Origin of the sequence: Paracoccus aeridis, from assembly GCF_004923205.2 — a bacterium.
Classification (GTDB): Bacteria; Pseudomonadota; Alphaproteobacteria; order Rhodobacterales; family Rhodobacteraceae; genus Paracoccus; species Paracoccus aeridis.
Genome location: NZ_SELD02000033.1, coordinates 41536 through 55342, shown reverse-complemented (window position 1 = coordinate 55342; position 13807 = coordinate 41536). Strand labels below are relative to the sequence as shown.

Genomic DNA, 13807 nt, shown 5'->3' with positions numbered 1-13807 from the left:
AAAACCGGCGGTCGCAAGGGCCATGCAGGCCGGGGCCGGTCTTGAAAGGATCGAGTGCGAAGACCTGATCGCGCTGATCCGCAACTACAACCCGCGCACCAACGCCGACCTGATCGCGCAGGCCTGGTCCTATGCCCGGCGCATGCACGACGGCCAGATGCGGCAATCGGGCGAGCCCTACTTCACCCACCCCGCCGCCGTCGCCGCCATCCTCACGGAAATGCGGCTGGACGACGCCACGATCATCACCGCGCTTCTGCACGACACGATCGAGGACACGCGGTCCACCTGGTCCGACATCGCATCGCTTTTCGGGCGCGAGATCGCCGACCTCGTCGACGGCGTGACCAAGCTCACCAACCTGCAACTGTCCGGCGCGCATTCAAAGCAGGCAGAAAACTTCCGCAAGCTTTTCATGGCGATGTCGCGCGATCTTCGCGTAATCCTGGTGAAGCTGGCCGACCGGCTGCACAACATGCGCACGATCCGGTCCATGCGTCCCGAAAAGCAGGTCCAGAAGGCGCGCGAGACGATGGACATCTATGCCCCGCTCGCCGGGCGCATGGGCATGCAGTGGATGCGCGAGGAGCTCGAGGACCTGGCCTTCAAGGTCATCAACCCCGAGGGGCGCAGCTCGATCATCCGCCGCTTCGTGCGCCTTCAGAAGGAAACCGGGGACATCATCCCCAAGATCACCGCCGAGATCCGGTCCGAGCTGGACAATGCGGGGATCGACGCCGAGGTGTTCGGCCGCGCCAAGAAGCCGTTCAGCGTCTGGCGCAAGATGCAGGAAAAGCAGCTGTCCTTCAGCCGCCTGTCGGACATCTACGGCTTTCGCATCATCACCCGGTCGGAAGCGGACTGCTACCGCGCGCTCGGCACGATCCACCAGATCTGGCGCGTGGTGCCGGGCCGGTTCAAGGACTACATCAGCCACCCCAAGGCGAACGGCTACCGGTCGATCCACACCACGGTCGCGGGCCGCGACGGCACCCGGATCGAGGTGCAGATCCGCACCCGCCAGATGCACGAGGTGGCCGAGGCCGGCGTCGCCGCCCACTGGGCCTATCGCGACGGCGTCCGCACCCGCAACCCCTTCGCGGTGGACCCGGGCGAGTGGATCTCCAGCCTGACCGAGCGCTTCGGGGGCGAGGATCACGACGAGTTCCTGGAACACGTCAAGCTGGAGATGTACTCGGACCAGGTGTTCGTGTTCTCGCCCAAGGGGGACGTGATCCAGCTGCCGAAGGGCGCGACCCCGATCGACTTCGCCTATGCGATCCACACCCGGCTGGGGAACGCCTGCGTCGGCGCCAAGGTCGACGGGATGCGGGTGCCGATGTGGACGCGGCTGAAGAACGGGCAGTCGGTGGAAATCATCGCGGCTTCGGGCCAGCGCCCGCAGGCCACCTGGCTCGACATCGTGGCGACGGGCCGGGCCAAGGCTGCGATCCGGCGGTCCTTGCGCGAACAGGACCGCTCGCGCTTCATCCGGCTGGGGTCGGAACTGACCCGCGTCGCGTTCGAGCATGTGGGCCGCAAGGTCACCGACAAGGCGCTGCGGACCGCGGCCCGCTCGCTCGCGCTGCCTGACGCGGACGAACTGCTGGCCCGCGTCGGCAGCGCCGAGTTGTCGGCGCAGCAGGTGCTCGCGTCGCTCTATCCGAACCTCGCCGCCGCGGGCGAGGACGTGGATGCGAGCCGGGGCGTCACCGGGCTGGCCGCCGACCAGGAATTCAGCCGCGCGCCCTGCTGCAACCCGTTGCCCGGGGAACGCATCGTCGGCATCACCTATCGCGGCAAGGGCCTCGTCATCCACGCGATCGACTGCCCCGTCCTCGCCGAATACGAGGACCAGCCCGAACGCTGGATCGACGTGAACTGGCGCGAGGGGCGGCACCCGCCTGTCTATTCCACCCAGCTTTCGCTGACGATCCGCAACGATGCGGGGGTCCTCGGGCGCATCTGCACGCTGATCGGCCAGCAGGGCGCAAATATCACGGACCTTCATTTTGTCGAACGCAAGCCGGATTTCTACCGGCTGCGGGTTGAAGTCGCGCTGCGCGACCGCGAACATCTGCACGCGTTGACGACCGCGATCGAGGCGGAAAGCGACGTGGCCCATGTGGAACGGATCCGCGACCGCGACCGGCAGGTCTGACCGCCGCATTGGACGGCAGGCAGGGGTCCGACCGCCACCGGCCAAGCCGCAGGATGGATGAGGCAGGGGAACTGAGCCGTGTTCAAGCGCAAGCCACGCAGCTACGCGCAGTTGGCATCCGAAATGCTGTGGCCCCGCGGCGGCTGGTCGCGGTCGGCCCAGTATGTCGTCCACCGCGTCCGCCGTCTTCCCGACGAACCCCAGCGGATCGGGCGCGGCTTCGCGGCCGGGGTCTTCGTCAACTTCACGCCGCTGTTCGGCTTCCATCTGGTCCTGTCGATGGCGATCGCCTGGCTGATCCGCGCCAACATGCTGGCCGCGGTGCTGGGGACCTTCATCGGCAACCCGCTGACAACGCCCATCATCGCGGTCGTGTCCGTGGGCCTCGGCCGCTGGATGATGGGGGTCGAGGGGAGCGCCAATCCAGCCGTCATCCTTGGCGAATTCACCGCGGCCGGATCGCAGCTGTGGCAGAACACGACGGCGATCTTCACCGACGCGCCCGCGCACTGGGACCGGCTGGCCGTGTTCTTCGACAACGTCTTCCTGCCCTACCTCGTGGGCGGGATCATCCCCGGCCTCGTCTTCGCCGTGCTGGCCCACTACCTGACGGTGCCGGTCATCCGCGCCTATCACAAGCGCCGCGCCGCCAAGCTGAGGAAGCGCGCCATGCAGCTGGGCCTGAGTGTCAAGCGGCGCGGCCCCGACACCGACGGCAACACCGCGGCCAAGCCCTGAGCGCGGCCTTCAGACCCCCAGCCGGTCGCGCAGGCCGTACCACGACATGCCCGCGACCAGCAGTGGCAGCCGCAGCGCCGCGCCGCCGGGAAACCGCGGCTGCGGCAGCGCGGCCATGGTGTCGAAGCCATCCGACTGCCCCTCGACCGCCTGCGCCATCAGCTTGCCGGCAAGGTTCGCCAGCGCGACCCCGTGCCCGGAATAGCCGCTGGCCGACAGGCAGTTCGGCGCGGGCCTGGCAAAGACCGGCATCCGGTTCATCGTGATCGCCAGCGTCCCGCCCCAGGCGTGGGTGATCGCCACGCCTGCAAGCTGCGGGTAGACCTGCAGCATCGCGCGGCGCACCTTTCCTGCGATGTCGCGCGGAAAGCGGTAGCCCACGTTCTCGCCGCCGCCGAAGATCAGCCGCCCGTCCCCGGACAGCCGCCAGTAGTTCACCACGAAGCGGGTGTCGTGGACGGCGATGTCCTCGGCCAGCACGTCCCGGGCGCGGGGGCCCAGCGGCGCGGTCGCGACGACGAAGTTGTTGATCGGCATGACCCGCGCGGCGATCCCGCGGTCGAGCCGGCCGAGATAGCCGTTCGCGGCAAGGATGACGTGGTCGCAGACGACGCGCCCGTCCGCCGTGTGGACGGTGCTTTTCGCCGCGGCGCTGTCGCCGTGGTCGATGCGGACGACGTGGCTCCGCTCAAGGATCACGGCGCCCGCCGCCTCGGCCTGCGCCGCGATCCCGAGCGCCAGCGCCAACGGGTCGAGATGCCCCGCGCCGCGGTCGATGTCGCCGCCCGCATAGGCGTCCGATTTCACCAGGGCCCGGAACGCCTCGCGGCCGAGCTTCTCGACCTTTTCGTAGCCGTAGTCGCGGGCGAGCCGGTCCGCCGCCCCGTGCGCGTGCGCGACCTCGCCGGGCGTGCGCGCGGCATGGGCGATGCCGGGGTGGAACCGGACGCCTGACGCCTCCGCCAGCGTCCGGGTCAGCGCCTTCGCGTCCTCGGCCATGTCCCACAGCCGGCGCGCGGCGGCCTTGCCCGCCATCCGCTCAAGCTCGTCCACCTCAAGACGTTGGCCCGACCCGACCTGCCCGCCATTCCGCCCGGATGCGCCGAAGCCCGCGCGGTGCGCCTCGAGCACGATCACCCGCCGCCCGGCGCGGGCAAGATGCAGCGCGGCCGACAAGCCGGTGTAGCCTGCGCCCACGACCGCGACGTCGGCCCGCGCCTCGCCCCGAAGCGGCGGGCGCGCGGGCCCGTCGCCGATCGCCTCGGCGTAAAGGCTGGGCGGATAGGCGCCGGGCCTGTCGTTGGAAAACAGCAGGTCCATGCCCGCCCCTTCTTCTTTGCCCAAGTATCCCGGGGGTTCGGGGGCTGGCCCCCGACCGCTCCCCCTTCGGGACCTCAGACGTTCAGCAGCAGATGCTCGCGCTCCCACGGGCTGATGACCTGCAGGAACTCCTTGTATTCGTTCCGCTTCACCGCCTCGTAGATATCCACGAACTGGGTGCCCAGCACCTCGCGCATCGGCTCGGACCCGGCCATCTGGTCCAGCGCGTCCCCAAGGTTGGTGGGCAGGTCGTCGGCCGACATGTAGGCGTCGCCCAGGCACTCGGGGCGCGGGTTGGCCTTGTCCATCAGCCCCAGGAGCCCGGTTGCGAGCGATGCGGCGAGCCCCAGATAGGGATTGCAGTCCATCCCCGCGAGCCGGTTTTCCAGCCGCCGCGCCTCGGGCCCCGAGATCGGGACCCGCAGCCCCGTGGTGCGGTTGTCGCGGCCCCATTCCAGGTTGATGGGCGCGGCGAAGTCGGGGACGTAGCGGCGATAGCTGTTGACATAGGGCGCGAGCAGCGCGACCGCCGCCGGCAGGTGGCTCTGCATCCCGGCGATGAAGTGCAGGAACTCGGGCGTCTCGCGCCCCTTCTCGTCCGAGAAGATGTTCTGCCCGGTCTGCGCATCCACGACCGAGTGGTGGATGTGCATGGCGCTGCCCGGCTCGCCCTCGATGGGCTTGGCCATGAAGGTGGCGAAGCAGTCGTGGCGCAGCGCCGCCTCGCGGATCAGGCGCTTGAAGTAGAAGATCTGGTCGGCAAGGTGGACCGGGTCGCCATGGGCGAGGTTGATCTCGACCTGTCCCGCGCCGCCTTCCTGCAGGATCCCGTCGATCTCGAACCCCTGCGCCTCGGCGAAGTCGTAGATGTCGTCGATGACCTTGCCGTATTCATCGACCGCCGACAGCGAATAGGCCTGCTTGGCGGCCGCGCGCCGGCCCGAGCGGCCCATCGGCGGGACGATCGGCTGGTTCGGGTCGATGTTGCGGGCGACGAGGAAGAATTCCATTTCCGGCGCGACGATCGGGCGCCAGCCGCGTTCCACATACAGATCGACCACGCGCTTGAGGACGTTGCGCGGCGCGGTCGGCACCGGCTCGCCGTTCTGGTCCACGACGTCGTGGATCACCTGCAGCGTCAGGTCGGCGGTCCACGGCGCGGCGGCCGTCGTCTCGTAATCGGGGACGCACACCATGTCGGGCTCGGTAAAGGCGCCGTGCGGGTTATCGGCCCACTCGCCGGTGATCGTCTGAAGGAAGATGCTGTTGGGAAGGTAGAAGCTCGACTGCCGCGCGAATTTCGACGCAGGCATGGCCTTGCCGCGGGCGACGCCCGCGATGTCGGGGACGATGCATTCCACCTCGTCCAGGCGGCGGTCGGCCACGTATCTGCGCGCTGCCTCGGGTGTCTTGGTCAGCCAGTCTGCCATGGGGTCTTTCCGCCGGGCGCACCGGCTTCCTTGCGTTGGTTTCAGGCGCCGGGAACGATCCCGGCCATGGGGTTCCGGCGTTCGGCAAGTCCCGCGATCACGCCCTCGCGGTCGGCGGCGGGCCGGTTCTGGCTGGCCTTCCACTTGCCGAGGACATGCGCGACGGGGATCTCGAGACCCACGATCCCGCGCAGTTGCGAGGCGATGAAACTTTCCGGCGCGTCGGTCACGGCCCAGGGCGCGGCCTCGCCCGCCTCGAGCCGGTCGGTCAGCTCGCCCACCTGCGCGCGCAGCCACTCCGCGTCGTCGAGGACGCGCGGCACGCCCCGCACCTGCACGGCGAGATAGTTCCAGGTCGGCACGACCTTGCCGGTGTCCGCCTTGGTCGCGTACCAGCCGGGCGAGATGTAGGCCTGCGCCCCCTGGAACAGCACGAGCGCCTCGCGCCCTTCGGCCTCCATCGCCCGCAAGTCCGCGATCTGCCCGTTCGCGCGCGCAAGATGGGCCCGCAGGACGCCCCGGCCCTCGTCGTGGATCATCGGGATCAGGTTCGCCGTCAGCCCGGCGCCGCTGCTCGTGATCAGGGTGGCGAGAGGGTGGGCGGCCATCAGTGCGGCCAGCACGTCGGGACGATCCTCGGCAAAGGCGGGCGGCACGTACATCAGGCGGCCCCGCCGACCGCATCGCGCGGTGCCTTGAAGAACGCCGCGATCATGTCGGCGAGCGCGGCGGAATCCGCCTCGCCCCGCCTGGCGCGCGCCGCGTCCAGCAATACCGGGGGCACGGCGCCGCCCCGGTGTTCGATCAGCCCCTCGATGAAGTCGTCGCGGAACTCGGGGTGCGGCTGGACGGTGAGGGCGCGGTTGTCATAGACCAGCGCGGCGGCCTGGCAGAACTCGTTCGTGCCCGCGACCTGCGCCTGGGGCGGCAGGTCCACCACCTGGTCCTGGTGCCACGCGTTCAGGACCATCCGCTTGCCGCCGACGACGTAGTCATGCGGACCCACGCGCCAGCCCTCGGGGTGCTTGACGACGCGCCCGCCCATCGCCTGCGCGATGATCTGGTGCCCGAAGCAGACCCCGACCATCGGCACGGCCGTGGCGAACGCGGCGCGGATGAAATCCTCCAGCGGGGGAATGAAGGGGTGATCCTCGTAGACGCCGTGGCGCGAGCCGGTGATCAGCCAGCCGTCGGCCGCATGGACGCTTTCGGGGAACTGCATCGCCTCGACGTGGTAGCTGTCGAAGGTGAAGGCGCGTCCCGCCAGCAGCCGTTCGAACATGGTGTCGTAGTCGCCCTGCGCGCCCCGCAGGACGTCGGGCGACTGGCCGCATTTCAGGATGCCGATACGCATGGAACGCTCGTGTTGTTTGGCGCGAGGGTAAGCGGGCCGCGTTCGGCCCGCAACCCTGCGCCACATCGTCCTTGCGGGCGACGGTCCGGCCGGCCGTCAGACGTTGTCGAGGTAAAGCTCGACCGTTTCCTCGTCCGACAGCTCGGCCATGTAGTGCAGCTCCTGCCGCTTTGTCATGACGTAGTTCTCGATCAGGTGGCCGGGGAAGATGCGCCGGATCTCGGGCGATTTCTCGAAGCAGTCGATCGCGTCGCCCCAGCTGGCCGGCAGTTGCGCCAGGCCCTGGTCGTAGGCGTTGCCGCGGATCGGGGCCGGCGGCTCGGCCTTGTCCTCGATCCCGTTCAGCGCCGCCCCCAGGATCGCCGCGACGGTGAGATAGGGGTTCACGTCGCCGCCCGGCGTCCGATGCTCGATCCGCCGCGCCTTGTGGCCGGAGGAGGGGATGCGGATCGCCGAGGTCCGGTTCTCGTAGGCCCAGCCGATGCCCGTCGGCGCATGCGCGTTCGGCACCAGCCGGTCGTAGGAGTTTTCATGCGGCGCGAACAGCAGCGTCGATCCGGGCATCGCGGCAAGGCAGCCCTGCACCGCGTGGCGCAGCACCTCGGATCCCTCGTCGGTGCCGTCGTCGAAGATGTTGTCGCCGTTCCGGTCGAGGACCGAGAAATGCATGTGCATGCCCGAACCGTTGAACAGCTCGTAGGGCTTGGCCATGAACGACCCCGCGAAGCCGTAGCGGCGCGCGAGGCCCTTGACGAGCTGCTTGAACAGCCACGCGTCGTCCGCGGCCTTCAGCGGGTCGGGCTGGTGCATCAGGTTGATCTCGAACTGGCCCGGCGCAGCCTCGGAGATCGCGGTGTCGGCGGGGATGTCCATCGCCTCGCACGCGTCGTAGAGATCGGTGAAGAACGTATCGAACGCGTCCAGCGCGCGCAGGCTCAGCGTCTCGGCCCCGGTCCGGCGCTTGCCGGACCGCGGGCTCGGCGGCACCTGCAGATGCTTGCCGGAATCGTCGATCAGGAAGAACTCGAGCTCGGTCGCCACCACCGGCGTCAGCCCCGCCGCCTTGTAGCGGTCGACGACGCGCGCCAGCGCGTGGCGTGGGTCGCCTTCGTACGGGCGCCCGTCGGGGTGGAACATCCACAGGGGCAGAAGCCCTGTCGGCGCCTGCAGCCAAGGCATCGGCATGAAGCCGCGCTCGGTCGGCATCAGGACCCCGTCAGGGTCGCCCGCCTTGAAGACGAGGGGACTGTCCTCGATGTCCTCGCCCCAGATGTCCATGTTCAGCACCGAAAAGGGAAACTTCGTCCCTTCGGTCAGCAGCTTGTCGGCAAAGCGCGCCGGGATCCGCTTGCCGCGCGCGACGCCGTTCAGGTCGGCGGCGGCCACGCGGATCGTTTTTACCTCGGGATGCTCCCTCAGCCAGTCCATGATGTGTCACCTGATAAGGTTCGGCCGGTATTTCAGCCTTGTGGCAGCGCCCGGAAGATGCCGGTTCAGCCGCCGATTGACGACCCCGAAGATGCCGATGAGGCACAGGGTCAGGAGGATGAAGTAGCCTGCCGCGATCGGGTAGGCCACGAACGGATTGAACGTCTTGTCGACGATGTAGCTCGCATAATACAGCGCGTCGCCCTGCTGGCGGAAGGCGGGGAAGCTGGAAAAGAACACCAGCGTGGTCGCGTGGAACAGGAAGATCGCCTCGTTGGTATAGGCGGGCCACGCCAGGCGCAGGGTCGTCGGCCAGACGATGCGGCGGAACCGCGACCAGCCCGACATGCCATAGGCGTCCGCCGCCTCCAGGTCGCCCTTCGGCACGTTGCGGAGCGCGCCGTGGAAGATCTCGGCCGAATAGGCGGCGGTGTTGAGGATCAGGACGATCAGCGCCCCCGCCCAGGCGCGCGTGAGCCAGGCGGTGGGCAGGGTCGCGCCGAACAGCTCGACCCCCTCGCGCGGCAGAAGGACGAAGGCCTGGTAGGCCACGAAGAACTGGATGAACAGCGGGCTGCCGCGGAAGACGAAGACGAACGCCTCTGCCGGGCGGCGGACCCGCGGGTTGCGGCTGGCCTTGGCCACGGCAAGCCCGGTCGCCAGCCAGAAGCCGATCGCAAGCGCCAGGACGCCGAAGTAGATGTTCCAGATCATCCCCGACCCGATCAGCACCACCTGCCGGCACAGCGTCATCTCGCCGGTGGGAAGCCGGAACTCGCCCATCCCGATCGAGCGCAGGCCGAAGTCGGCGATGTCCTGCAGGCACGCGCTCACTGCGTCACCTCGTGGCGCAGCACTTCGCCTGCCATGGTGGCCTGCCCGCGCGACAGCCGGCGCGCGATCCGGTCGATGACGCGCTGCGACACCGACGTCATCAGCAGGTAGAACACCAGCAGCCCCAGGAAATACCACAACCGCCAGTCGGGGTGGGGATAGGCGAAGGTCGCGGGCTTGGTCGCGCCGAGGTCGCGCGCCCAGTAGACGATGTCCTCGATCCCCAGAAGGAACAGCAGCGGCGTCGCCTTGATGAGGATCATCCACAGGTTCGACAGCCCCGGCAGCGCGTAGGTCCACATCTGCGGGATGAGGATGCGGCGGCTGATCTGCCGCTCGGTCATGCCGTAGGCCTCGGCGGTTTCAAGCTGGGCGCGGGGGACCGCGTTCATGGCGCCGCTGAGGACGTTGGCGGCGAAGGCGCCGAAGACGATCGAGAAGGCGATGACGGCCAGCGTGAAGCTGTAGGTCTGGTGAACCCACGGCGCCGCGGTGGACAACGGCAGCTTGGCCGCCTGGCAGACGACGAACTCGTTGCCCTGCCGGACGGGAACCGACGGATCGCAGTAGACGCGGCTCCGCAGCCATTCGAGCGACTGGTCGAGCGCGATCGGCACGAACAGGAAGAAGATGATGTCCGGGACGCCGCGCACCATCGCGGTGTAGATGCCGCCGAACCAGCGCAGGGGCGCGATCCGGGACCGCGCCGCCATCGCGCCGCCGAAGCCGAACAGAAGCGCGATCGGCGCCGTCACGGCGAGAAGCAGCAGCACGGTGCCGAACGACGCATAAAACAGCAGGTGCTTGCCCGATGTGAGATAGCACATCAGCCAGGCGAGCCCGTTCAGGGCACTCGGATCGGAGCAGCTTGCGAACATGGGTCGGGACGGGCACCGCCGCGCGCGGGGGAGCGGGCGGTGCCGCCGGGGTCAGTTCGTGGCGGGCGCGGCGGGTGCGGTGGGTGCGGTGCCCGCCGCAGCGGCATCGGCCGGCGCGGCGGCGCCCTGCGCCGCGGCGTGCTTGGCGAAGGTCTCGGCCTTGTCGCCGAGCCACTTGGTGATGAGCGCGTCGAGCGAGCCGTCCGCCTTCATGTCCTCGATGGCCTTGTCGAAGCGGGCCTTCAGCTCGGTGTCGGACTTGCGCATGCCCACGCCAAGCCCCTCGGCGAGGATCAGGTTGTCCTGGCCCGTGATCCAGGACAGCTCGCCGTTCGACGACGCGACCAGCGGCGCGGCGAACTCCCGGTCGGCCAGCGCGGCCTCTGCCTCGCCGTTGCGGACGGCGGCGACGGCCTCGTCGAAGGTCGCGAACTCCAGCAGGTCCGCGCCCGATTGCGCGACGTGGGCCGACTGAACCGTTCCGGTCTGCGCGGCCACGACGCCGTCGATCGGCGCATCGGCCGTCAGCCCCACATAGCCCGACGCGGGCGGCGGAGTGTAGGGGATGGAGAAGGCGATCGCCTGACGACGCTCATCGTTGATGTTCATGCCGGCCATGATGGTGTCGTAGTTCGAGGACACCAGGTTCGGGATCATCGAGTCCCAGTCGTTGCGGACCCAGGTGCATTCCGCTTCGATCCGGCGGCACAGCTCGTTGCCGAGCTCGATCTCGAACCCGTCGAGCTCGCCCTTGTCGTTGATGAAGTTGTAGGGCGCGTAGGCGCCTTCGGTGCCCATGCGGATCGTGTCGGCCGCGCCCATCCCGGCGGTCAGGGCCAGCGTCGCAGCGGCGAGCAGAAGTCGTTTCATGTCAGGCAGTCTCCCGTTGGTCTGGCCCTGTTCATGTCGGGCCCTGGTTGTCTGGCGTGTGAATGTCTTGAGTTCAGGCCGGCATCGTGGCGCTGATGAACTGGCGCAGCCGGTCCGTGCGGGGGGCGCGGAAGATCTGGTCGGGCGGACCTTCCTCCTCGATCAGGCCCTTGTGCAGGAAGACGACGTGGTCGCTCACGTCCGCGGCCAGGCGCATGTCGTGGGTGACGAGGATCATCGTCCGGTGCTCGCCCGCGAGGTCCTTGATGACGCGCACGACTTCCTGCTGCAGTTCGGGGTCGAGCGCGCTGGTCGGTTCGTCGAACAGAAGCGCGCGCGGTTCCATGCACAGCGCCCGCGCGATCGCGGCGCGCTGCTGCTGGCCGCCCGAAAGCTGGGCGGGCCATGCCTCGGCCTTGTCGCCGATCCCGACCTTCGCAAGCAGCATGCGCGCCCGCGCCTCGACCTCGGCCGGGTTCTGGCGCAGCACGGTGACAGGCGCCTCCATCACGTTCTGGAGGACGGTCAGGTGCGCCCAGAGATTGAACTGCTGGAACACCATCGCGAGGTTGGTGCGGATCCGGCGCAGCTGGTCGCGATCGACGGGCTGCCGGTTCTGCGCGGATCCGGTCCAGCGCACCGGCTCGCCCTCGAAGAGGATGGTGCCGGACTGGCTGTTTTCCAGCAGGTTGCAGCAGCGCAGCAGGGTGGACTTGCCCGACCCGGACGATCCGATCAGCGTCACCACATGGCCGCGCGGGGCGCGCAGGCTGACGCCCCGGATCACCTCGAGCGGGCCATAGGCCTTGTGCAGGTCCCGAAGCTCGATCACCGGAGCGGCGGCGACATCGGCTGCGGGAAACACGGCCGCCTGCGGGGCGGTTGCGGGCTGAAGGGCAGGGGCAACGGTCATGGTGCGGCTATCTGGCGCGATATGGGTGCCGATTGCAACGACTACCTGCGCGACCATGCGGGTGCAGGCCGATCTGCGAAGGGCGTCGGCACCGGCCACGGGCGCAGCCGGTCCACAGGGGTCAGCCCAGGCCGCGCGCCTCGACGACTTCCTGGCGGGCGACGGCGGATTCGCGGTCGGTGACGCCCAGGAGCTTCGCGGCAAGGCGGATCACCGCGTCCTCGTCCGCGCTGCGGTGGCCGTCGGCATAGGCCAGTTCCCACATCGCGGCCACGACGCTGATCCGGTTCTCCAGCGGGACGCGGTCCTTGATCATCCGGGTGAAGCGCACGGTGTCCGGCGCCTCGGCCTCGATCATCTCGGCGGCGGCGCGGTATTCCGCGGCTGTGTCCGGGTCGAGCTTCCGGCGCTGGACCAGGATCCGGTCGATGTGGCGCCGCTCGGCCTGGGAATAGCGGTCGTCCGCCCGGGCGAGCCGGACGAGCAGCGCGGCGACGGCCACGTCGGCATCGTCGCCCGACAGCGGCGACGCTTCGGTGTCATCGGCGAAAAGGCGTGAGAGCAGACTACGGAACATCGGCTCATCATATGCCGCGCCGCTGCCGCGGCAAGATTAATAAGTGTTTGGCGGGACAGCCCGAAAGGATCAGCCTTCCCAGCCTTCGACGAGCATGACGTCGCCCGTGCTGCACGGCGTGCGGAGCGCCTTTGCCGCCTGGTATTCCGGCGAATTGTAGCAGGCCCGTGCGGTGTCCATGTCGGCGAATTCGATCACCACGCAGCGCGGACGCGCCTCGCCCTCGACCACCTCCAGCCGCCCACCGCGGGCGAGGAACCTGGCGCCGTACTTGGCGAACGGCTCGGCGGTGGCGCGCCGATACGCCTCGTAGGCCTGGGGATCGTCGACGGTCACATGGGCGACCCAGTAGGCTTTCGTCATCGCGGTGCTCCTCGGTTCGGGACGTGTCGCCACCCAGCCTCAGTATTTCTCGGGCACATACAAGTCGCGCGGAAGCACCTCGCGCTCGTAATCGGGATTGAAGACGCGGTCGGGCAGGGCGATCCCCTCGTGCGGGACGTCGGTGTAGGGAACGAGGCTCAGGAGATGCGAGATGCAGTTCAGCCGCGCCCGGCGCTTGTCGTTGGCGGGAACGATGTACCACGGCGCCTCGGGGATGTTCGTGCGCTCGAACATGTCTTCCTTGGCCTTGGTGTAGCCTTCCCAGCGGACGCGGGACTGCAGGTCCATCGGCGACAGCTTCCACTGTTTCAGCGGATCGTGGATCCGCATGAGGAAGCGCATCTGCTGTTCCTCGTCCGTGATCGAGAACCAGTACTTCACCACCCGGATGCCCGAGCGGACCAGCATCCGCTCGAACTCGGGCACGTCCTGGAAGAACTGCTCGACCTCGTCCTCGGTCGCGAAGCCCATCACCCGCTCGACGCCCGCGCGGTTGTACCAGCTGCGGTCGAACAGGACGATCTCGCCGCCGGCGGGCAGGTGGGGGACGTAGCGCTGGAAGTACCACTGGGTCTTCTCGCGGTCCGACGGGGCGGGCAGGGCCACGGTGCGGACCACGCGGGGGTTGAGGCGCTGGGTGATGCGCTTGATGACGCCGCCCTTGCCGGCGCTGTCGCGCCCCTCGAAGATCACGACGACCTTTTCCCCGTGGTGCGCGACCCAGTCCTGCAGCTTGATCAGTTCGGACTGAAGCCGCAGCAGCTCGCCGAAGTAGGTGCCGCTGTCCAGCTGGTCCGGCCGTGCGTCGTTGTAGACGCGGGCGATGGCCTTCGACAGCTCGGCGTCTTCGAGCTCCAGCTCCATTTCCTCGTCCATCGTCTCGGCCAGCTCGCTCTTCAGCCAGTCGGCCGCGCCGTCGG

General features: G+C 68.7%; 14 protein-coding genes. 2 read left to right on the top strand and 12 right to left on the bottom strand.

Annotated elements, in window-relative coordinates:
* Nucleotides 1-22 precede the first annotated feature (22 nt).
* Complete coding sequence (locus ELI80_RS10325) at nt 23-2161, top strand: RelA/SpoT family protein (RefSeq protein WP_136651779.1); 2139 nt, start codon at nt 23-25, stop codon at nt 2159-2161.
* A gap of 78 nt (nt 2162-2239) precedes the next feature.
* Nucleotides 2240-2899, top strand: coding sequence for a DUF2062 domain-containing protein (locus ELI80_RS10320; RefSeq protein ID WP_201740611.1), 660 nt, complete (start codon nt 2240-2242; stop codon nt 2897-2899).
* Between the two features lie 9 nt (nt 2900-2908).
* Here the strand turns inward: ELI80_RS10320 and ELI80_RS10315 are convergent, their stop codons facing one another.
* From ELI80_RS10315 to ppk2, 12 genes are all read right to left on the bottom strand, one after another.
* Nucleotides 2909-4219, bottom strand: a complete 1311-nt coding sequence (locus ELI80_RS10315) for an NAD(P)/FAD-dependent oxidoreductase (RefSeq protein WP_136651778.1) — start codon at nt 4217-4219, stop codon at nt 2909-2911.
* 74 nt (nt 4220-4293) lie between these two features.
* Nucleotides 4294-5649 (bottom strand): glutamine synthetase family protein, encoded by a 1356-nt coding sequence (locus ELI80_RS10310; protein WP_136651777.1) that lies wholly within the window; start codon nt 5647-5649, stop codon nt 4294-4296.
* A 41-nt stretch (nt 5650-5690) separates the two neighbouring features.
* Nucleotides 5691-6311: an FMN-binding negative transcriptional regulator gene (locus ELI80_RS10305; protein WP_136651776.1), complete on the bottom strand. Its 621-nt coding sequence runs from the start codon at nt 6309-6311 to the stop codon at nt 5691-5693.
* Nucleotides 6311-7003 carry a type 1 glutamine amidotransferase gene (locus tag ELI80_RS10300; protein WP_136651775.1) on the bottom strand — a complete coding sequence of 231 codons (693 nt, stop codon included), beginning with the start codon at nt 7001-7003 and terminating at the stop codon, nt 6311-6313. Before ELI80_RS10300 ends, ELI80_RS10305 begins: the two co-directional genes overlap by 1 nt.
* A gap of 96 nt (nt 7004-7099) precedes the next feature.
* Complete coding sequence (locus tag ELI80_RS10295) at nt 7100-8434, bottom strand: glutamine synthetase family protein (RefSeq protein WP_201740615.1); 1335 nt, start codon at nt 8432-8434, stop codon at nt 7100-7102.
* Nucleotides 8435-8437: 3 nt separating this feature from the next.
* Nucleotides 8438-9214: an ABC transporter permease gene (locus ELI80_RS10290; RefSeq protein ID WP_136651805.1), complete on the bottom strand. Its 777-nt coding sequence runs from the start codon at nt 9212-9214 to the stop codon at nt 8438-8440.
* A gap of 47 nt (nt 9215-9261) precedes the next feature.
* Entirely contained in the window at nt 9262-10143 is an 882-nt protein-coding gene (locus ELI80_RS10285; protein WP_136651773.1) for an ABC transporter permease, read from the bottom strand.
* A 51-nt stretch (nt 10144-10194) separates the two neighbouring features.
* A complete protein-coding gene (locus ELI80_RS10280) occupies nt 10195-11013 on the bottom strand; it encodes a transporter substrate-binding domain-containing protein (RefSeq protein ID WP_136651772.1) in 819 nt (272 codons plus the stop codon).
* Between the two features lie 73 nt (nt 11014-11086).
* Nucleotides 11087-11926, bottom strand: coding sequence for an ABC transporter ATP-binding protein (locus tag ELI80_RS10275; protein ID WP_136651771.1), 840 nt, complete (start codon nt 11924-11926; stop codon nt 11087-11089).
* 121 nt (nt 11927-12047) lie between these two features.
* Nucleotides 12048-12503 carry a tellurite resistance TerB family protein gene (locus ELI80_RS10270; RefSeq protein WP_136651770.1) on the bottom strand — a complete coding sequence of 152 codons (456 nt, stop codon included), beginning with the start codon at nt 12501-12503 and terminating at the stop codon, nt 12048-12050.
* 69 nt (nt 12504-12572) lie between these two features.
* Complete coding sequence (locus tag ELI80_RS10265; protein WP_136651769.1) at nt 12573-12866, bottom strand: DUF1330 domain-containing protein; 294 nt, start codon at nt 12864-12866, stop codon at nt 12573-12575.
* A gap of 39 nt (nt 12867-12905) precedes the next feature.
* Nucleotides 12906-13763 carry a polyphosphate kinase 2 gene (ppk2, locus tag ELI80_RS10260; RefSeq protein WP_136651804.1) on the bottom strand — a complete coding sequence of 286 codons (858 nt, stop codon included), beginning with the start codon at nt 13761-13763 and terminating at the stop codon, nt 12906-12908.
* Between the last annotated feature and the right edge of the window lie 44 nt (nt 13764-13807).